We start from the raw sequence: 20,268 nt of genomic DNA, 5'->3' as shown, positions 1-20,268 counted from the left end.
CCACCATTCAGGCGGGCAGCCAGCCCTTCCGCACCGCCTGAATGCCCGCCTGGAAACGGGTGTCGGCGTTCAGGCTCGCCATCAGGCTGGTGATCCTTCGACGGACCGTGCGTACGTGTACGTCGAGGCGCCGGGCGATGGCCTCGTCCTTCAGGCCCGACGCCAGCATGGTCAGGAGTTCCTTGTCCTCCTCCGTCACGGTCCCGGTCTCGCCGAGACCGATCGGCAGAGCACGCTGCCAGACCTCCTCGAAGAGCGGCATCAGCGCGTTGCCCAGCAGCGCGTCCTTGACGACCATGGCAGCGCCCGTCGGGTCGGCGGCGTCGGTGGGCGGGAGCAGCGTGATCTGACGGTCGACGGTGATGAGTTTGGTCGGCAGGTTGGGTGCCAGGCGTATCTCCACGCCCTGTTCCGCCAGTTCTCCCAGTCCGCGCGCACGGCCGGGGAAGTCCAGGCCCGCCCGGTCGACCACCACCCGCACCCGCACGCCCCGCTGGACAAGGTCCGTGACGGCGAGCGGCGCCGGCTTCCCGCCCGCTGCGGTCGAGGCGTAGGGCGGCCGGTCGAGCAGGTTGACCTCACTCTGCGCCGACGCGAGAAGCGCAGTCACCCGCTCCGATATCGCCCCTCGGCCCCGTACGGTCTCGATACCCACGTTCTGCGGATCCGCCCCCGAGCCGAGGACTTGAGAGGCCAGGCGGTCCGCCGAGGCTGTGAGCACCTCGAGCTCCGACGAGGCACCGAGGAGGTACGCGCGCCGCAGGTGGATCCGGTTCCTGATGGCGGTGGCCGGGCTGACGGCGATCGGCAGTCCGCTGTCACCAGCCGGTGCCGGATGGGCGAACCCGAGCTCGCCCAGTGCGTCAAGGGCTGCGGTCACCTGCGGGACGGTCAGGCTCACGTCCAGCGCGAGTGCCGCCCGGCTCTCATACCGGACGGAATTCAACAGCGCCTCGTAAACGAGGAGTTCCCGCTCGCCGAGTCCGAGGACCCGCCACTGTTCGGCCGCCTGTTCCATGCCCATGCCTTTGCACGCTAGTCAGAGGCCGTTACTCGGGAGTTACTCGACGCCGCGGAGCGATCCGCCCGTCGGCGCGGAGAAGTGGACAAAGGCTCAAGTGCACACCCGGAACGCATTGTTCACACACCCGCACCGGTACTTGCATGTCCGTATCCGATATCCGTTCATGCATCAGTGGCACCGGAGGAACACCGTGCGGAATTCAGCGCGCAGGAGAGCAGCCAGAGCAGGAGGGGTGCCCATGGTCGGGCGCCGGGCCGTCGGCCAGGGTGTTGCGGCCCTGCTCGCCGCCGCCGGCCTGCTGGTGACCGGGATACCGGCGGCCCAGGCGGCCACGGACTCGACGGACACCACCGCCGCCGCGTCCGACGTGACGCCGGGCACCGAGACCGACACCCCGTCGCTCGTCACCGACCTGCACGAGGAGGTGGCCGCCACCGGCAGCGCCGCCGATGCGGCGCGTGGCCACCTCAAGGCGAAGAAGAGCCGCTACCACATCGCGGACACCTCCTCGAAGGACCTGTCGACCGTCAGCACGCAGAGCGAGGGCGGCAAGGAGACCGTCCGTCTGCAGCAGAAGTACAAGGGTGTCCAGGTCCTCGGCGGCGAGTACGTCGTCCGTATGGAGAAGAAGAGCGGCAAGCGCTCCGTCACCGGTACCTCCGGCAAGTACTACACCGACCTGAAGCTCGACTCGGTGACGCCCAAGGTCTCGGAGAAGACCGCGATCGAGCGTGCGGTCGCCGCCGTCGGCACACAGCTTTCCGAGGGCCTGCTGAAAGCGCCGGCCAAGGGCGAGAAGCCCGGCGGGCAGCAGCTCACCGGCACGGCCACCGGCGTCACCATCCTCCCGCAGGGCGCAGGCGTGCTCACCCGGCACATCACGGTCACCGGCATCAGCCCGGTCGACGGTTCGCCGGTGCAGCAGGAGGTGTACATCGACGCGAATGCCGGCTTCCCGGTGATGCAGTACAGCGGCATCCAGACGTTCGGCGCGACGGGCACCGCGACCGGCGCCACCGACGAGGCGCGCGCGACGGGCGACGCCGCCACCACGGCCGCCGACCAGCAGGTCGTCAAGGGCACCGGCATTCGCTACAACGGCGAGAAGACCGAGGTGAACCTGTACAAGGACACCAAGGGCATTTACCAGATGATCGACTACAGCAAGCGGTCGGCCGACTCCCCGTACCAGGGCCCGATGCTGTCCACCTACGAGGCCCGCGGCCGCGAGGTCGCCTCCGCGTCCGGCAACTGGCCCTCCGGCATCAAGACGTTCCAGTCGACCACGCCCGACCTCGGCGCCGACTTCACCGACTCCGGTGCGGTCGACGCCCACTGGGCGGCCGGCAAGGTCTACGACTACTACAAGAACCACTTCGGCCGCGCCGGTCTCGACGGCAAGGACGGCTACATCAACTCCCTGGTCGGCGTCGTCCAGAACGGAAAGCCGTACAACAACGCGTTCTGGGACGGCACCAAGATGGTGTACGGCCAGGGCGGCGACGGCTACCGCACGTTCTCCGCGGACACCGACGTCGTCGGCCACGAGATGACGCACGGAGTCGTCGAGCACACCGCGAACCTGGTCTACGCGGGCCAGTCCGGCACCATGAACGAGGCCCTCGCGGACTACTTCGGCAACGCCATCGACCTCGAGGCCAACAACATCTCGATGGACGACCCGGACGCGGGCCTGCTCGGCGAGGACCTGTGCACCACGCTCGGCCCGCGCGAGTGCGCCCTGCGCGACCTCAACGACGGTCACACCACGTCCAAGGACTTCATCGGCGTCACCTACCGCGGCGACAACGGCGGCGTGCACCTCAACTCCACGATCTTCTCCGGCGCGCTGTGGGACATGCGCCAGGACCTCGGCGGCGACCTCGCCGACAAGATCGTCTACCGGGCCCTGTCCGCGTACATGACCCCGCTCGACGGCTTCACCGAGGGCCGCGCCGCGGTCATCGCCGCCGCGCAGGAGCTGGGCGCCACCAAGGCCCAACTGAACATCGTGAAGCGCTCCTTCGCCGCCCACGGCATCGTGCCGGGCTGGGAGCAGGCGCTCGGTGTCGACACCGACACGCTGCTCGCCAAGGACAATGTGGCCGGCACAGGCGTCGGCGCGGGCGGCGGCAAGTACGCCGTCTCCCGCACCAACGAGGACGCCAGTGAGCCGTACTCGGTGTGGATGGGAAACACCAACGGCAAGGGCACGCCGCAGCTGGTGAGCGGCAACACCGGCGACTACGCCGTGTTCGCGGACACGGACGGAAAGACCGTCGCGTGGGCCGAGTACGGCGCCAGCGCCATCACGATCAAGGTCCGTCCGGTCAGCGGTGGGATGACCAAGACCATCGGCGGCGAGGGCTCCGACATCTCGGGCCTGACGGTCGACGGCGACCTCGTCGCCTACACCGTGATCGACCCGACCACCGGCGTCGTGCACGTCCGCTACATCAACATGAAGACCGGTGAGAAGGCCCTGGTCGACCCGGGCCTGCCGTACATCTCCACGGCCGTGCCCTCCGTCAAGGACGGCAAGATCGCCTACGCCAAGCTGTGGTACGAGGCCGACGGCCCCAAGCTCGGCGTCGAGGTCTTCGACACCGCCACGGGCACCAAGACCCTGATGCCGGTCACCGACGGCAACGTCGGCATCGGCCAGACTGCCATGACCGACGACGGTGTCTTCTGGATCGAGGACAACGACGGCACCGACTCCGGCCAGGCCGCGGTGCGCCGCGCGGACTTCGACGGCAAGAACCCCGTCACCGTCACCCCCGAGTCCGGCACCGGCTCCCTGTACGCGTACTCACTGACGGCGTCGGACGACGCGGTCACCGTATCCACCCAGACGCCGGCCACGGACTGGGCCAACGACTCGCTGCCGAAGCTGTTCCAGGTGGCGCCCGACGGCAAGGGCGGCCCGCAGCGGGTGTCCTGCAACCGCGGCGACCAGGTCTACGCCGCCGCGGACGAGGGCAAGCGCGTCCTGTGGCTGGACGGCACCACCGGCTACACGAACCTCGTGAAGCGGGACCGTCCCGCAGGCAACTGCTGACCTCGCTCTGACATCGGCCCCCGGGACTTTTGCCCGGGGGCCGATGTCGTCGTCTGCTTCAGAACGGCCCCGCAGGACCGGTCACTGCACACCCTGCGGCCGGAACTGGATACTGATCCGGCCGCCGGCGGCCCTGGTCGTCTTGGGGACGGCGTGCTCCCACGTCCGCTGGCAGGAGCCGCCCATCACGATCAGGTCGCCATGGCCGAGCGGACGCCGGACGGTCTCGCCGCCGCAGAGTGGACGGAGCAACAGGTCGCGAGGTGTCCCCACGGAGAGGATGGCGACCATCGTGTCCTCCCTGGCGCCCCGTCCGATGCGGTCGCCGTGCCAGGCCACGCTGTCGCGCCCGTCGCGGTAGTGGCACAGCCCGGCTGTCGTGAACGCTTCGCCGAGCTCGGGGGCGTAGTGCGCGGACAGGGCGCGTCTAGCCTCGTCGAGGACGGTGTCGGGCAGCGGTTCACCGGCGCGGTAAAAGGCGAGCAGACGCGGTACGTCCACGGCCCGGTCGTACATCTGCCGCCGCTCGCTCTTCCACGGGACGTCCGCGGCCAGCCGCGCGTACAGCGCATCGGCACCACGGAGCCATCCCGGCAGGAGATCGATCCACGCTCCTTCGCCGAGAACCGTCCTGCGGATGTCGGACAGAGTCCCCAGACGCACGTCGTCACCCTGATCGAAAAGCGATCCCTGGAGCTGGTGCATTGCCATGCCACCAGCGTACCCATAAATCGAACACACATCCTATTCGGCATGTTCGAGCGGCACGTGCGGGGTGACGTTTGAGTGCGGGAGCCGCGGGGACCCGCGAGGCGGCTGAGCGGCCATGAAGACCGCTGGGGCCGCAGACCGATGCGCCTGCTGCTCGTCGTCTTCGCGGGCACGTCGGCCTCGGCCCTGCCCGCCCTCTTCGGCTACCTGGGGCCGAACAGACTTCGGCCCCACCAGCAGGGGGGGGCGCTGGCGGGGCCGAGAGCCTCGGCCGGCCGGGGGGGGTGGCCGGGCGAGCTCGGGTCTTTGCTCTGGTACCCCCGGATTCACATGCCATGCATCGCAGACGGAACAATTCAAGGAGCGCTGTTGCGACCCACCTTCAGAGCCCAGAGGTTCAGTGGCATCTGGAGGGGCAGTCTCGCGAGCGCGGCGGCCTTCAGGCGGCGCCGGCCGGTGCCTCCAGTCGTACGCCATCTGCACATTCGCCGGGAAGACAGCGGCGAAGAAGGCCGCCGCCGTGGACGCGGACCCGGTGAACCCCACCGCCGACTCCGGCTCCGCGGCCAACTGGTACGCCCGCCACCTGCGGTTGCGCGGCCGGATGTCCCTTGACCAGATCGAGGCCGCCGCATCCGCCGTCCTGCGCGGCGACAGCGACCGCGCCTCCATGGTCAAGCAGGGCCGGGCCGGCTCGCTCAGGCCTTGTCCGCGCGCACTCCCTGCTCGATGCGCTGCCCGATCGATTTGTCGATGTTCGACCAGTAGGCGAAGGCACGGGCGAGGACCGGCTCGCTCACGCCGTTGAGCAGATGACCGACGACGTTGTCCACGAGCCGGTCGCGCGCGGCGTCGTCGAGGACCTCGCGGACCATGGTTCCGGCCTGACCCCAGTCGTCGTCCTCGGCGTGGTCGACGTAGGCGGCGCGGGTGATGTCCCCGTCCGCGTACCAGCTGGGCGGGTTCCCGAACCGCTCGGTGTCGGCCGCAGGGCCGCCCTTGGAATTCGGTGCATAGACCGGGTCCGTGGTCTTGCGGTAGGCCATCGCCCCGTCCTTGGAGTACGTGTGGACGGGCGCGACCGGGGCGTTGACCGGGAGCTGCTGGTAGTTGCCGCCGATGCGGTGACGGTGCGCGTCGGCGTACGAGAACAGCCTGCCCAGCAGCATGCGGTCGGGGCTCGGCCCGATGCCGGGGACCAGGTTGTTCGGCTGGAAGGCGGCCTGCTCGATCTCCGCGTGGTTGTCGGTGGGGTTGCGGTTCAGGGTCATCCGACCGACCTCGGTCAGCGGGTAGTCGGAGTGCGGCCAGACCTTGGTGAGGTCGAACGGGTTGAACCGGTAGGTCGCCGCGTCCTCGTACGGCATGATCTGCGCGTGCAGCGTCCAGCTCGGGAATTCGCCGTCACGGATGTGCTCGAAGAGATCACGCGTGTGGTAATCGGTGTCGGCGGCGCACATCTGGTCGCCCTCGTCCTGGGTGAAGAACTCGATCCCCTGGTCGGTCTTGAAGTGGTACTTCACCCAGAAGCGCTCGCCCTGGGCGTTGATCCACATATACGTGTGGGACGAGTAGCCGTTCATATGGCGCCAGCTGCGCGGGATGCCGCGGTCGCCCATCAGCCAGGTGACCTGGTGCGCGGACTCCGGCGAGAGCGTCCAGAAGTCCCACTGCATGTCGTGATCGCGCAGGTTGTTGTCCGCGCGGCGTTTCTGGGACCGGATGAAGTGCTGGAACTTCATCGGGTCCTTGATGAAGAACACCGGCGTATTGTTGCCGACCATGTCGTAGTTGCCTTCGCTGGTGTAGAACTTCACCGCGAAGCCGCGCGGGTCGCGCCAGGTGTCCGGGCTGCCGCGCTCACCCGCGACCGTCGAGAAGCGGATGACCAGGTCGGTGCCGGTGCCCGGCTGGAACAAGGCGGCCTTGGTGTAGGCGCTGACGTCCCCGGTGACCTCGAATCGGCCGAAGGCGCCGCTGCCCTTGGCATGCGGCTGGCGCTCGGGGATGCGCTCCCTGTTGAACTGCGCCATCTGCTCGATCAGATACGAGTCCTGGAGCAGGATCGGGCCGCCCGCGCCGACAGTGAGCGAGTGCTCGTCGCTCTCCACGGGGGCGCCGGAGTCGGTCGTGGTGGCCGGTGAGATGTCCTCGGTCATGACTCTGCCTTTCGTCGTGGCGTGCAGCCGGTCACATGTCCACGTGGATCGGTTGACCCCTTTCGTCCTCGGCAAACACACCCACGGTGTCACCGCACGACCTTGATCGCAGCTTGTGGCATGCCTCGGAATCGCAGGCAACTCGTGGTGTTTGCGAGGCCCGCACCAGGACACCCGCCCTGGGACCGGAACCGAGCAGTCCCGACGAGAGGATCCGTCATGTTCAGGGCCATAGCCGACGTACTGCGTTCCATCGGCGGTGCCATCGCCACCGTCGTCACCCTCCCCTTCCGTGCCGTCGCCCGACTCTTCGGCGGGGCCTCGGACACGGCACACGGTCGCCACTGACTGTGACGGTGAGTGATGCCGGGCCACCCCCTCGTACATCCACATCCGTGTCGATCTTGTGTCTCTTTGCCGTCAGGGCAACGGAAACCGGGTGAGACCTCCCAACTCGCAACGTATCGACTTCGGGCAGCGTGATAGCACGGAGTAATCACATCCGAAGGAGACGACACCACCATGGGCATCTTCAGCCGTCGCCCGACCGCGATCCTCGAGCCGACACCGGCCGTCGGCCCCAGTACGCCGTTTCCGGCGGGCGCCGGTACCTCACTCGACCCGAAGCTTCGCGCGCTGACCGGGCAGTGGACCATCGACCGCCCGCACAGCCGTATCGGATTCTCCGTACGGCACGCGATGGTGACGACGGTGCGAGGTGCCTTCGCCGACTACGACAGCACGCTGTACTTCGACGGCGCACGGCCCGCCGATTCGCGGGCCGAAATCGTCATCCGGGTCGCCAGTGTCGACACGGGTGTCGAACAGCGGGACGGTCACCTGGTCGGGCCCGACTTCTTCGACGCGCGCCGCCACCCGGAGATGGTGTTCCGCAGCACGTCCACGGTCTACGAGGGCGGGGAAACCTTCCGTATGGCGGGGGAACTGAGCATTCGCGGCATCACCCGGCCCGTCCAGCTTCAACTCGAATACCTGGGTTCGGTCGTGGATCCGCTCGGCTTCGAGAGGACCGGCTTCGACGGGACCACGACCATCGACCGCACCGAATGGGGCCTCGTCTACAACCAGCGCCTGGAAGCGGGCGGCGCCATGGTGAGCGAGAGGGTCCGGCTCCAGTTCGACATCTCCGCGATCCGGGCCGCACCCGGGGCATAGCGCCCCGGACCCGGGTTCAGGACGGGACCACGAGCTGGGGAGGATCCTGGAGCAGCCGGGTCGGGGCCGCCTGGCGCCAGGAGTCGGTGACGATCGCGCGGAGCTCGTCCGCATCTTCGAGTGCGGCGAGCCGTACCCTCACCCAGGCGGACGACGCCTCGTGGTCCGCGACCCAGAACTTCTCCGGCTCGGCGAGGACCAGTTCCTCGCGCTCGTCCTTGGGGCAGCGGACGGCCATCGATGTCTCGTCGTCGGGAATTGTCAGGAACATCTTCCCGGCGACCCTGAAGGTGGGCATGGACCAGGCGACCTTCTCGGTCGTCTCCGGCAGGGAGAGGGCGATCTCTCGGACTTCGTCGGACGTGCTCATGGACCGACCGTACGACAGCCCACTGACAACCCCGGTGCCGTCACGCAGCGGAAGCCGATGTTCCCGGCGCTGCTGTCCGGTGTGTTGGAGCTGCGGGCGGCCACGCGATAGCGGAAGCAGTAGCTGTCGTGGCAGAGATAGGAGCCGCCGCGCATCGACTTGCGTCCGGTGCGCCGGGGCCCGGTCGGGTTGGTGCGCGGGCCGGTGCGGTGCCAGGTGGGGTGGAACCAGTCGGCGCACCATTCCCAGACGTTGCCGCAGGTGTTGAACAGTCCGTGGCCGTTGGGCTCGTAGGCGTCGGCCGGGGCCGTGCCGAGGTGGCCGTCCGCGGCCGCCTTCCGAGTGGGGAAGTCTCCCTGCCATACGTTCATCCGGTGGACGCCGGCCGGCTCGCGCTCGTCGCCCCAGGGGTACCGGGCCTGCACGAGTCCTCCGCGTGCGGCGTACTCCCATTGCGCCTCGGTGGGGAGCCGTTTGCCGGCCCACTTCGCATAGGCACGGGCGTCGCGCCAAGTGACGTGAACGACCGGGTGGTTCATACGGTCGTCGATGCCGGTCCCCGGACCCTCGGGGTGGCGCCAGTCGGCACCGGGCACATCGCGCCACCAGGGAGTGCCTGGTACGGCCGGGGCGGTGCGCAGCCGATCGGGCAGCAGGCCCTCGAAGACGAAGGACGTGCCGAAGCGTTCCGCCAGGGTCACCCAGCCGGTCGCGGCGGTGAACGCAGCGAACGCCGCGTTCGTGACCGTCGTGGTGTCGATCCAGAACGGATCGAGTTCGACCTCTCGCACCGGCCCCTCACCATCTGCCGGGTAGCCGTCGTCCGCGTCCGTGCCCATCAGGAACGGACCGCCGGGCAGGCGCACCATTCCGGTGCTGTCCACCGCCTCCGGCTGCCTCGGACGGTCCTTGAGTGTTCCGAGAGGAGCCGGCGCGGCAAGTTCGCGACTCGCCGCGCAACATGGCCGGGGTACTTCCACGAGGTGATTCATCGCGCGCCCGGCGCGACCGCTGCACCGGTGCTCCGGCTGCGCTGGGCGGCCTCCACGATCGCCACGATCTCCAGTACCTCCGCTGCGGGCACGTTGGGGAGGCCACTGCGGCATGAATCGACAATGGAGGCGAGCAGCCCGGTGAGCATGGGCTCCCCGGCCACGATGGAGAACTCCCGCTCTCCGTACGGGCCGTGGACGCGCCCCGTGGTGAGCGGCGACCACGCCTCCTCCCCGCCGAGCACCGCGGTCCGTCCGCCCGGCCAGGTCAGCATCACGCGGTCGCCAGACGAGGCGTCCACCCTCACGCATCCCGGGCCGAGCGCCGCGACGGCCAGGTCGACCAGATGCACTCCGTACCAGGCCAGGAAGGGGTGGCCGGGTTGTGTCGGCAGTGGACCGGTCAGTTCGATGCGGTCGATCCGTGAACCGTCGACGGCGTGCCGGAACTCGGACGTGAACCGCTTCGGTGATCCGGCCAGTGGCAGACATCCGTGGTCCGCGGCCTCGGCCAACATCGTCCGGGCGTCGCCGGTGGCGAGGGCGAAGCGCGTATCGACGTAGACCGGCTTGCCGAACGGAGCCAGCCGACGGAAGTACGCGGGGTGGGTCCGCGCGTCCGACGCCACGACGAGCAGCACGTCGCATCGCACCGCCACCTCTTCCGGCGTCTCGTACGACGGCACCCCGAGGGCCTGTACTTCCTCGGCGAACGCGTCGATGCGGTCGCGGCCGGGCGGGAAGTCCGCCGCCGCCACTCCCTTCCACGCGGCGACGATCGTTCCGCCCGGCACGGTGCCCGACACCCCGTCGCCCAGCAGGCGGGTGAAGGACGGCGCGTGCGGGGAGTCGACGCCGATGAGTCCCAGGCGCAGCGGCGGACGGCCCGTCATCCCTTCACCCCCGAGGAGGTGATGCCGGCGACGATGTGCCGCTGCAGCACGATGAAGATCACCAGGCAGGGGAGGAAGCTGACGAAGGCCGCGGACATGATGCCCGCCGTCGAGACCGTCTCCGTGTGCAGCGTGGCGAGTCCGACGGTGAGGGTGCGGGCGTGGTCGGTCTGGCCCACGATCATCGGCCAGAGCAGATCGTTCCAGTGCCACAGGAAGACGAAGATGGCGAGCGTTGCCAGCACCGGGCGGATCAGCGGCAGCACGATCCGGGCGAAGGTGCGCCACTCCCCCGCTCCGTCGATCCGCGCCGCGTCGAACAGTTCGTCCGGCAGATCCCGGATGAACTGCCGGATGAGGAACACCGCCTGCGCGTTGGCGAGCGTCGGCATGATCAGACCCCAGAGGGTGTTCGTGCCGTGGATGCGGGCGACGAGGATGAACGTGGGGATGAGAGTGGCCTGCATCGGAACCATGAGCGTGGCGACGATCGCCCAGAGCAGCGCGTTGCGACCAGGGAACCGTTTGCGCACCAGGGCGTACGCGGCCATCGAGGCGGTGAGCAGGATGATCACCACGGAGACGGCAGAGTAGACGAAGGAGTTGAAGAGCCAGAGGGGGAATTCGCCCACTGCGAAGATGCTCGTGATGTTGTCGAGGGTCAGCGAGTCCGGGATCGCGTGCGGCAGGGTCGGGGCGTTCTCGGGCGAGAGGGCGAGGACGAGCACCGCCAGCAGCGGCGCGACGGTGAACAGGCTGATGACGAGGAGCGCCACGGTCGGCAGCCAGCCCCGGCGCCGTGTCCGCCGGGGGCTGCGGACCCCGGGTGTGGCAGTTGTGGTGGTCACTTGGACTCCTTTCCTTCGACGAGGCGCCGCTGGACCAGGGAGAGGACGAGCACGATGGCGAACAGGACCATGCCGACCGCCGATGCGTAGCCGAAGTCGAGGAACTTGAAGGCTTCGTCGTAGAGGAAGTAGATGAGGCTGTGGCTGGCCAGGTTGGGGCCGCCTCCGGTCATCACGTAGACGGTGTCGAAGACCTGGAAGCCGGTGATCGTCTCGATGACAAGGACGAAGAACAGTACGGGCTTCAGCAGCGGCAGTGTCACGTAGCGGAACGCCTGCCAGGTGCCGGCGCCGTCGAGGCGGGCCGCTTCGTGCACCTCGGCGGGCTGGGCCTTCAGGCCGGCGAGGAAGACGAGCATCGAGTACCCGAAGCCCTTCCATACGGCGACGAGCGCCAGAGAGGCCAGGACCAGGAGTTGGTCGCCGGACAGGAAGGGGACGGTGCCGAGGCCGAGGCCGCCGAGCGCCGCGTTGAGCGGCCCGTCACTTGCGAAGATCCACGACCACACGATGCCGGCCATGACGAACGAGCTGAGGTAGGGCAGGAAGAGCACGGCCCGGAAGGTGCCGGAGAACCGTACGACCTTGTTCAGGAGCAGTGCTCCGACCAGCGAGACGACGATGATCAGGGGCACGAAGAGGAGCACATAGCTCACCGTCACACCCAGGCTCTGCCAGAAGTGCTCGTCGTCGAACAGGCGGCTGTAGTTGTCGGTCCCGAGCCAGCTGAAGTCGCCGTTGAGGCTGTACCGGGTGAAGCTCATGGCGCCGGCCCCGGCGATGGGGAGGAACTTGAAGACGCCGAAGATAACGAGCGTGGGCAGCACGAAGAGCACGCCCGTGACCGCTTCACGGCGCCGGCGTCGGCGGAGCGCGGCCTGGCCTTTTGCTGGATCCCGGCCGGCGGATACGGTCGCCGGCCGACGGGGCGGCGGGCTGGCCAGGAGTGTGCTCGCAGATGTGCGCACGGGCATAGCAGCCTCTCAACGGGGCGGAATCGGAAGGGCGGTTCTGTGCGGGGGACCGTCCGGTCAGGTGCGGGACAGTTCCCCGCGTGCCTCTTCGGCGGCCTTCTTCAGTGCGTCCTTCGCCGAGAGATCGCCCTTGAGGGCGGCTTGTACGTACGGCGCGAGCGTCGCCATGACCTGGCGGGCGGCGGCTGACGGTTCGCCGGGGTTGGCGTACCGCAGTGCGTCGTTCAGGGCCTTGAAGTCGGGTCCGCTGCCCGGTGCCCTGACGTCCTTGCGGGTCGGGAAGCTGCCGGCGGCGGCGTTGAGCGCCCGCTGCTGCTCGGGGGAGCTCAGATAGTCGAGAACCTCGTAGGCGGCGTCGCGGTTCTCGTTCTTGTTGATGGAGGTCAGCGAGAGCAGTCCTGGATTGCCGTACGTGGCGCGGACCGCGCCTTGCAGGGGGAGACCGAAGGTGGCGTTCTCCTTGCCCAGAGCGGCGCGCATCTGCTGCAGCTCTGGGAGCGAAGTGACGGGCCGCAGGGCGACCTTGCCGTCGGCGATCGGAGCGCCTTCGATCGCGGGGCCCTCAGTGACGGCGTCGGGAGGCAGACCGCCCTGCTTCTTCAGGTCGACGAGGAACTGCAGCGCGGCCACCCCCGCGTCCGAGTCGAACGCGACGTCCTTGCCGTCCTTGCTGAACACGGTGCCACCGGCCTGCCACAGCAGCGGATAGAACGTCATGTTGAGGGTCTGCTCGGGGCTGCCCGCGTAGTCCATGACGGCGACGCCCCTCTTGGCGAGCACGGGGGCCGCCTTCAGCACGTCGTCCCAGGTCCGGGGTATGCCGAGTCCGGCGTCCTCGAAGACCTTCGTGTTGTACGCGGTGGTGTTGATGTTCTGGAAGATCGGTACGCCGTACAACGCGCCGTCGAAGGTGGCGGCCTTGAGCGTCTCGGGGAGGAAGGACGCGCGCCCGCCCGCGATGGCCCTGTCCACGGGCAGGAGTCCCCCGACCTTGCTGTAGGTCGCGGCCTGGTCGGGTGTGATGAGCACGATGTCGGGCCCGGAGCGCGCGGCGAGGGCGGCCGAGATCTGTGCGTCGCGCTTGTCGAAGGTCTGCAGCTGGATGTGCAGGTCGACATCCGGGTGGGTCTTCTCGAACGCGGCTTCGGTGTCGGCCCAGTACTTCTTGCTCGCCGCCGGGTCCTTGATGACGGGGTACATCCACAGGGTCACGTCGGCCCTGCCGTCGTCCGCCGAGGAGGAGCAGGCGGTCAGCACGAGGCCGACCGCGGCAGCGATCGCCGCGAGGCGAAGTGGTCGGGTTCTCATGCTGATTGCCTCTCTCGGGGTGGGGCGGGGGCGGTGCGGGCGGCACGCGTGAGAGCGGTGACGGCATCCTGGTGGCGGGCCAGCAGGGGCTCGGCTACCAGGAGCGGGTCGCCGTTGTCGTGCATCCAGCCGAGGAGGGCGGCCGCCAGGTGGCCCGCCACGGTTTCGTACGCGGGATCCCCGGCCCGGTTGACCCGTTCGCCGGGGTCGGCCTCGAGGTCGTAGAGCTCCAGTACGGGGCTGGTTTCGACGGTGGATCCCGTCAGGTCGGCGGGGAGGCTGCGGCGCACCCAGGACTGGGTGGGGTCCATGGCCCGGGGCGCGTTGCTGAAGTTGGCGACGAGTTTGTGGGTGGCCGAGCGCACCGAGCGCTTGGGGTCGTAGTAGATGTGGTGGTTGAGCTGCCCGAAGGTGTGGGTGCGCGGGGTGCGGCCGTCCTCCACGAGGCCGGACAGGCTGGTGCCCGGGAGGGCCGGGGACGGCCGGTCGGCAAGACCGACGAGATCCAGCAGTGTCGGGATCACGTCGACATGGCTCACCATGGGCGCCATCCGCCTGCCGTGCCAGGCGTCCCGGCCGGGTACGCGCATGATCAGGGCGACTTCGAGTCCGGGATCGTAGAGCGTGCACTTGGCCCGGGGCAGCGCCAGCCCGTGGTCGGTGGTGAACACCACGACGGTCTCGTCGCGCAGGCCCAGCCCGTCGAGGTGGGCCAGGATCTGGCCGACGCCCTCGTCCATGTGCCGTACGGCGCCCTGGAGTTCGGCCATTTCCTCGCGTGCGCCGGCGTCGTCGCGCAGGTACGGGGGCACGGTCAGTCCCCGGGACGTGTCGGGGCGCACGGCGTCGCCGAGGAAGCCCATGACGCCCGGCCGGTCCCGGGCGGACGGGGTGCGGTGCGGCTCGTGGAAGCCGACCTGGAGGTAGAAGGGCTCGTCGCGGCCCGCGACCCGGTCGAGGGCTTCGGTCGTACGCGTCACGACGACATCGCGGTCGCCGCCGGTGCGCACCCGGTCGAAGCCCAGGCGTGCGGCGACCTGTTCGTCCGGGAGAACCCTGGACTCGTGGTGCACGCCGATGAGTTCGGTGTAGTAGCCGGCGGTGCGCAGTCTCCTTGCGAGATGGGAGCCCGGGTCGTCGAGATCCCAGCCGAAGGGGTCGTGGGTGAGCCCGAGCACCCCGCTTCTCTGCGGGTACATGCCGGTGAACAGCGAAGCGCGCGCCGGGCTGCAGTGCGGGGCGGTGGCGAAGGCGTTCTCGAACAAGGCGGACTCCTCCGCCAGTGCGTCGAGGTGCGGAGTCACCACGGTGGGCACGGCGTACGCGCCGAGGAAGCGGCCGAGGTCGTGGCAGTGGAGCAGCAGGATGTTGCGGGGCGTCGGAGCGGTCATCCCATCCTCCCCAACGCCTCGCGGGTCACTGCGTGTTGCAGGGACTGCCCGGCGAGGAATCGGCGGATCTCGTCGACGACGATCCACCCGGCGCGACGCCGCGAGTCCGCGGTGGCACCGGCGATGTGCGGGGTGAGGAGCACGTTGGGCAGGGCGCGCCAGCGATCGTCCACGGGCAGCGGCTCACTGTCGTACACATCGAGCGCCACGTCGATGCGGCCCTGTGCGGCCGCCTCGTACAGAGCGTCCATGTCGATGAGCGCGGGGCGGGCGGTGTTGACGACGAGGGCACCGTCCTTGAGCGCGGCGATCTCTGCCGCACCGATCATTCCCCGGGTCTCGGAGGTGTCGGGGGCGTGCACGGCGACCACATCGCTCCCGGCGAGCAGTTCGGGCAGCCCGCAGGTCAACGCGGCCAGTGGATCACCCGCACCGACATAGGGGTCGAAGACCTGCACGTCGGCGCCGAGCGCCCGGCACATGTCGATGTACTGACGACCTGTGCGGGAAGCGCCGACGACTCCGATACGAGCTCCGCGGATCTCCCGCGCCCGCTCGACGCGCCTCGCCGACTCCCAGTCCTGGCCGACGCGCAGCGCGTGGTCGAAGCGATGGGTGCGGCGCAGCAGGGACAGGGTGAAGGCCAGGGAGAGCTCCGCCACGGCGGGGGCCATGGCCGCTCCGGCCTGGGCAACGGGCAGGCCGCTCGCCCAGAAGTCGTCGCTCACGAGCCCGCGGATCGAGGACGCCGAATGCATCACGAGCCGCAGATCGGGCGCCAGGGCGAGTCGGGCCTCGTCGAGCCGTGGGAAGCCCCAGCCGGTGATCAGCACGTGCACGCCCTGGAGCGCCTCGCCGAACGCCTTCACCGGCTGAAGGACCTGCGGTTCCCACTCGGTGACCCGGCCGATGCTGTCGAGGGCCGCCCTGGTCTCCGGGGGGAAGAAGGCGCCCTTTTCGGCCGGCGGGACGCTCAGCAGGATCCTCGTTCCCCCGGGGCCGGGGACGCCGTCGGGCCATTCATTCGGTTGGCTCATGCAGCGGAAACTAGCCAGCACGGTGTATTTTTGTCAATGACCGAATTAAAGATGGCGTGCCAGAATGCGGACGCCAGATGTCCAGAGCTCGCCCCCCACCACGAAGGGATCCGCACGCGATGAGGCCTCGCGCCGGCAGCAAGGCCCTGATCCGCGAGATCAATGAAGCCCTGATCCTCGACGTCGTACGCGCACACGCCCCCGTGGCGCGGGCCGCGATCTCCACGCGCACCGGTCTCAGCCCGGCCACGGTCACCGGCATCACGACCAGGCTGCTCCAGGCAGGACTGCTCACCGAGACGGACATCGCGCCCAGCCCGCGCGGCCGTCCCGCGCGGCTCCTCGAACTCGGCAGGGACACGGTTCTCGCCGCGGGCGTCAGACTGTCGGCCACCGAGGCCTACGCGGTTCTGGTCAACCTGCGCGGCGAAGTGGTCACCTCCCACCGGGAACCGCTCGCGTCGACGACTCCGCAGGACGCGGTCCGAGCCGTCGTCGCAGCCGTGCGCACGGCTGCAGCGCGCAAGAAGTCCGCGGCCCTGACCGGCGTCGGCGTCGCCGTGTCGGGCGTCGTCGACCACGCCGGGGGCGTCGTACGCCACAGCGGTTCACTGGGCTGGAAGGACGTCCCGTTCCAGGCACAGCTGGCCGCGGCCCTGAACACGCCTGTGTCGGTGGACAGTTACGTCAATTCCGTGGCCTCGGGCCTGCTGCTCTTCGACAGCCGGCTGGCCGGCCGGGACCTGCTGGTGTTCAGCGTCGGGATGAGCCTGGGCGCCTCGATGGTGGTGCGGGGCCGGATTCACCGCGGCTACAACGGCACGGCGGGCGGATTCGCCCACACGCACGTGAACATGGGGGCGGACCGGCCCTGCCACTGCGGCGCCGCGGACTGCCTCGAGACGTGGAGCAGCCGCTGGGGAATCGACCGCGAACGCGAACGCCGCGCCGCCGCGACCGCATCGACATCAACATCGGCATCCGCGCCGGCCTCGGACGACGACCTGACCACAGCGGCAGGCGAGGTACTGGGTACTGGCATGGCGAACGCCGCCAAGACGTTCGGCCCGGAACGAGTCGTGGTCGCCATCGGCCGCGAGATGGACCTCCCGGGCCTCCCCGCCCTGACGGCGGAGGCCTTCCGCCGCCAGTACGCGCACGAGCACTCCCCCGCGCCCGCATTCGAATCGGCTCCGGCCGATGAATCCGCCCTGGCTCAAGGTGCTGCGTACACCGTCCTGGCCCGTATGTTCACGACCGACATCGCACAGCCGGACGATGGAGCTGGGCAGCCAGGTCAGGGTCCGGTGCGATGAACGCTGACGGCGTAGCCACCGCCGTCGTAGACGTCCGCGTCCCACGTGGCGAAACGGTCGACGAAGGCGAGGCCCGCCGCCGTGCAACTCGCGTCGTACTCCGCCAGCGTGATGCCGGGCGGCACAGGCAGGTGGGCGGCGTCCAGGCCGAAGCCCGCGACCAGCAGCCCGCCCGGACGCAGGACCCCGGCGAGGCGCTTGACCACGCCACCCTCGGTCCCGGCTGCCAGCAGTGGGAAGACATTGCCGGCAGCGACGACGAGATCGAAGTCCGCGGCGATGCCGAGCAGCGCCGGATCGAACTCGGCGAGATCGGCACGGAACCACGGCAGATCCGGTGCGTGAGCCCGCGCCACGTCCAGCATCGACGCGTCGAGGTCGATCCCGACGCAGTCGTACCCCAGCTCCGCCAGCCGGATCGCGACCCGCCCGGTACCGCATCCGGCGTCGAGCACCCGCGCGCCGGCGGGCACCAGGGCCGCGCAGAAGCGCGCCTCGCCATGCACGTCCTTCCCGCTGCCGGCCAGTGCGGCGAAGCGCGCGGCGTACTCGTGTCCCGACGTGCCACCGGTCAGTTCCTGCCAACGACTCATGAGATCGACTGTACGGGAGCCCACCTGCGCGAATGCTGGACCGGTTCAGTGCTTGACGGTGAATCCGGCCCGCAACAGCGACTCCTCGCGGGAGGACGGGCCGACCAGGAGCTCGAAGGCGCCGGCCTCGACGACACGCTCGCCTTCCGCGTCCACGAGCGTGCACGCCGCGACCGGCAGATCGATCAGGACTTCGCGTGACTCCCCCGCCGCGATCGCCACCTGCTGGTACGCCTTCAGTTCCTTCTCCGCCCACGTCACCGACGTGACGGTGTCGCTGACGTATGCCTGCACAGTTTCCAGGACGGGACGCGTGCCCGTGTTGGAGACCGTGACCCGTGCGCGGACCGTGTCGTCCACTCCGAGCTGTGCGTCGGGGATGTGAAGGTTCGTGTACTCCACGGTCGTGTAGCTCAGCCCCTCGCCGAAGACGAAGGCGGGATTCTGCGTCAGGTCCGCGTAGCGATGGCCGTGCTGGCCGCGCACCTGGTTGTAGTACGTGGGCTGCTGCCCCGCGTGACGGGCGAAGGAGATGGGCAGCCGGCCGGTGGGCTCGATGAGGCCGAGGACCAGCTCGGCGATCGCCTGCCCGCCGCGCATGCCGGGGTTGAAGGCGTGCACGATCGCCGCTGCACCGTGCGCGGAGGGCGGCAGGACCAGTGGTTTGGAGCTGATGACCACCACCACCAGCGGCTTGCCGGTCGAGGCCAGTGCGTCGAGGAGGGCGACCTGCCCTCCGACCAGTTCCAGGGTTGCCGTCGACCTGCCCTCACCCACCAGTTCGACACGGTCGCCCACGACGGCGACGACGTAGTCCGCTGCCTCCGCGTGCGCCACGGCTTCGGTGATCATCGTCGGGGAGGGTTCCGCGGGGAGCACGACTTCGGGGCGGGGCTGTCCGTCGGGGAAGAACGCGCCCTCCGGGTCGGCCTCGACGGTCAGGATGTCCGCACCCTGGGCGTACGACACGCTCCAGCCCTCGGGAACATGCGCCCGGAACCCTTCGAGCACTGTCGTGATCATCTCGCGGGGCTGGCCGTCGGGGAGCCAGTCGGCCTGGCCCGAGGAGCCGGCCCAGTCGCCGAGCTGGGTCTGCGCGTCATCGGCGTTGGGCCCGATGACGGCGACCGTACGCGGTGCGCTTCCCGCGACGGCAACGGCACGGCCTTCGGCGTCCGCCGCACTGCCGTCCGCCAGGGGCAGGGTGCCGTCGTTGGTGAGCAGGACGAGCGAGCGGCGGGCCGTCTCGAGATTCAGCGCGGCGTGCTCCGCGCTGCCGATCACCTCGGCCTGCCGGGCGGGCTCGGGGCGGCGCGGCCGTTCGAACAGCCCGAGTTCGAACTTCAGGGTCAGTACGCGGCGGACCGCCTCGTCGATGTCCGCCTCGTCGAGCGTTCCCTGCTCGACGGCCTCCTGCGCACCGCCGAAGAATTTCGGCGTCGTCATGACCATGTCGTTGCCGGCGCGGACCGTCGCCGCGGACGCCTGTGCGTAGTCGCTGTGGATCCGCTGCTCCCACACCATGCGGCCGACGTTGTCCCAGTCGGTCACGAGCGTGCCCGTGTATCCCCACTCACCGCGCAGCACGTCGTTGAGCAGCCAGTTGTTGACGGTGATCGGGACGCCGTCCATGGACTGGTAGCCCAGCATGAACGTACGGCACCCTTCGCGGGCGACGCGTTCGAACGGGGGCAGGAACCAGGAGCGGAGTTTGCGCCGCGAGATGTCGGCCTCGCTGGCGTCCCTGCCGCCCTGGGTCTCCGAGTAGCCGGCGAAGTGCTTGGCGCAGGCGAGGATCGCCGTAGGGTCGGAGAGCCCGTCGCCCTGGTAACCGCGGACCATGGCGGAGCCCAACTCGCCGATGAGGAAGGGATCCTCGCCGAAGGTCTCACTGATCCGGCCCCACCGCAGATCCCGTGCGATGCACAGGACAGGCGAGAACGTCCAGTGCACGCCGGTCGCCGACACCTCGACCGCCGTCGCCCGGGCAACCCGCTCGACGAGGTCCGGGTCCCAGGTCGCGGCCATGCCCAGCTGGGTCGGGTAGATCGTCGCACCCTCCCAGAAGGAGTGTCCGTGGATGCAGTCCTCGGCCACCAGCAGCGGGATGCGCAGCCGTGACCGCTCGGTGATTTCGGCCGCCTGGAGGAGCCGCTCGGGCGATGCGTGGAGGATGGAGCCCGCGTGCATGTCCTCGACGAGGTGCACGCCGTCCTTCGCATTCAACTGCAGCATCTGGCCGACCTTCTCGGGCAGCGTCATACGCCGGAGAAGATCCTCGACCCGCTCGGTGACACTCAGAGTGGGATCGAGGTAGGGCGAGAGCGAGGGCACGCGAGTTCCTTTCACAGCATCCGGCCGGATCCGAGGTCGAGGCACATCCGAGGCACACCCTACGCGCGCTCCCACCAGGGG

Annotated in this window: 17 protein-coding genes; 4 read left to right on the top strand and 13 right to left on the bottom strand. The window is 69.3% G+C overall.

Going from position 1 to position 20,268, the window contains the following annotated elements:
• Positions 1–7: 7 nt before the first annotated feature.
• Positions 8–1,024 (bottom strand): helix-turn-helix transcriptional regulator, encoded by a 1,017-nt coding sequence (locus OG707_RS37800; protein WP_329126397.1) that lies wholly within the window; start codon positions 1,022–1,024, stop codon positions 8–10.
• A 238-nt stretch (positions 1,025–1,262) separates the two neighbouring features.
• Here OG707_RS37800 and OG707_RS37795 point away from each other — a divergent pair, with 238 nt between their 5' ends.
• Positions 1,263–4,085: a M4 family metallopeptidase gene (locus OG707_RS37795; RefSeq protein ID WP_329126396.1), complete on the top strand. Its 2,823-nt coding sequence runs from the start codon at positions 1,263–1,265 to the stop codon at positions 4,083–4,085.
• Between the two features lie 81 nt (positions 4,086–4,166).
• Here OG707_RS37795 and OG707_RS37790 read toward each other — a convergent pair whose 3' ends face one another.
• Entirely contained in the window at positions 4,167–4,796 is a 630-nt protein-coding gene (locus OG707_RS37790) for an alpha-ketoglutarate-dependent dioxygenase AlkB (RefSeq protein WP_329126395.1), read from the bottom strand.
• Between the two features lie 698 nt (positions 4,797–5,494).
• Positions 5,495–6,955 (bottom strand): catalase, encoded by a 1,461-nt coding sequence (locus OG707_RS37785; protein WP_329126394.1) that lies wholly within the window; start codon positions 6,953–6,955, stop codon positions 5,495–5,497.
• A gap of 219 nt (positions 6,956–7,174) precedes the next feature.
• Here OG707_RS37785 and OG707_RS37780 point away from each other — a divergent pair, with 219 nt between their 5' ends.
• Both OG707_RS37780 and OG707_RS37775 read left to right on the top strand, forming a co-directional pair.
• Positions 7,175–7,303 (top strand): LPFR motif small protein, encoded by a 129-nt coding sequence (locus tag OG707_RS37780; protein ID WP_329126393.1) that lies wholly within the window; start codon positions 7,175–7,177, stop codon positions 7,301–7,303.
• 174 nt (positions 7,304–7,477) lie between these two features.
• Positions 7,478–8,131 (top strand): YceI family protein, encoded by a 654-nt coding sequence (locus OG707_RS37775; protein ID WP_329126392.1) that lies wholly within the window; start codon positions 7,478–7,480, stop codon positions 8,129–8,131.
• Between the two features lie 16 nt (positions 8,132–8,147).
• On the opposite strand, the gene OG707_RS37770 is transcribed toward OG707_RS37775, so the two are convergent.
• The 8 genes from OG707_RS37770 to OG707_RS37735 all read right to left on the bottom strand — a co-directional run bounded on the left by OG707_RS37770 (position 8,148) and on the right by OG707_RS37735 (position 15,944).
• The gene (locus OG707_RS37770) at positions 8,148–8,501 is read right to left on the bottom strand and encodes an MmcQ/YjbR family DNA-binding protein (RefSeq protein WP_329126391.1); all 354 of its coding nucleotides are present in this window, start codon (positions 8,499–8,501) and stop codon (positions 8,148–8,150) included.
• Positions 8,498–9,493, bottom strand: a complete 996-nt coding sequence (locus tag OG707_RS37765; protein WP_443071443.1) for a formylglycine-generating enzyme family protein — start codon at positions 9,491–9,493, stop codon at positions 8,498–8,500. Before OG707_RS37765 ends, OG707_RS37770 begins: the two co-directional genes overlap by 4 nt.
• Positions 9,490–10,386 (bottom strand): Gfo/Idh/MocA family protein, encoded by an 897-nt coding sequence (locus OG707_RS37760; RefSeq protein WP_329126390.1) that lies wholly within the window; start codon positions 10,384–10,386, stop codon positions 9,490–9,492. Before OG707_RS37760 ends, OG707_RS37765 begins: the two co-directional genes overlap by 4 nt.
• A complete protein-coding gene (locus OG707_RS37755; RefSeq protein WP_329126389.1) occupies positions 10,383–11,234 on the bottom strand; it encodes a carbohydrate ABC transporter permease in 852 nt (283 codons plus the stop codon). The genes OG707_RS37760 and OG707_RS37755 overlap by 4 nt, the downstream gene beginning before the upstream one ends.
• Complete coding sequence (locus OG707_RS37750; protein ID WP_329126388.1) at positions 11,231–12,070, bottom strand: carbohydrate ABC transporter permease; 840 nt, start codon at positions 12,068–12,070, stop codon at positions 11,231–11,233. Before OG707_RS37750 ends, OG707_RS37755 begins: the two co-directional genes overlap by 4 nt.
• A 195-nt stretch (positions 12,071–12,265) precedes the next feature.
• Positions 12,266–13,516, bottom strand: a complete 1,251-nt coding sequence (locus tag OG707_RS37745; RefSeq protein WP_329126387.1) for a sugar ABC transporter substrate-binding protein — start codon at positions 13,514–13,516, stop codon at positions 12,266–12,268.
• Positions 13,513–14,907: a sulfatase family protein gene (locus OG707_RS37740; RefSeq protein ID WP_329126386.1), complete on the bottom strand. Its 1,395-nt coding sequence runs from the start codon at positions 14,905–14,907 to the stop codon at positions 13,513–13,515. The genes OG707_RS37745 and OG707_RS37740 overlap by 4 nt, the downstream gene beginning before the upstream one ends.
• Positions 14,904–15,944, bottom strand: coding sequence for a hydroxyacid dehydrogenase (locus OG707_RS37735; protein WP_329126385.1), 1,041 nt, complete (start codon positions 15,942–15,944; stop codon positions 14,904–14,906). The genes OG707_RS37740 and OG707_RS37735 overlap by 4 nt, the downstream gene beginning before the upstream one ends.
• Before the next feature lie 119 nt (positions 15,945–16,063).
• On the opposite strand from OG707_RS37735, the gene OG707_RS37730 reads away from it, so the two are divergent.
• Positions 16,064–17,260, top strand: a complete 1,197-nt coding sequence (locus OG707_RS37730; RefSeq protein WP_329126384.1) for an ROK family transcriptional regulator — start codon at positions 16,064–16,066, stop codon at positions 17,258–17,260.
• Here the strand turns inward: OG707_RS37730 and OG707_RS37725 are convergent.
• Both OG707_RS37725 and OG707_RS37720 read right to left on the bottom strand, forming a co-directional pair.
• Positions 17,242–17,853 (bottom strand): class I SAM-dependent methyltransferase, encoded by a 612-nt coding sequence (locus OG707_RS37725; RefSeq protein ID WP_329126383.1) that lies wholly within the window; start codon positions 17,851–17,853, stop codon positions 17,242–17,244. The genes OG707_RS37730 and OG707_RS37725 overlap by 19 nt on opposite strands.
• A 45-nt stretch (positions 17,854–17,898) precedes the next feature.
• Positions 17,899–20,187, bottom strand: a complete 2,289-nt coding sequence (locus OG707_RS37720) for a glycoside hydrolase family 3 N-terminal domain-containing protein (RefSeq protein ID WP_329126382.1) — start codon at positions 20,185–20,187, stop codon at positions 17,899–17,901.
• Positions 20,188–20,268 lie beyond the last annotated feature (81 nt).

It is taken from the genome of Streptomyces sp. NBC_01465 (assembly GCF_036227325.1).
Lineage (GTDB): Bacteria > Actinomycetota > Actinomycetes > Streptomycetales > Streptomycetaceae > Streptomyces.
Note: the sequence above shows the minus strand (reverse complement) of the source record. Positions and strands in the feature narration are given on the sequence as shown.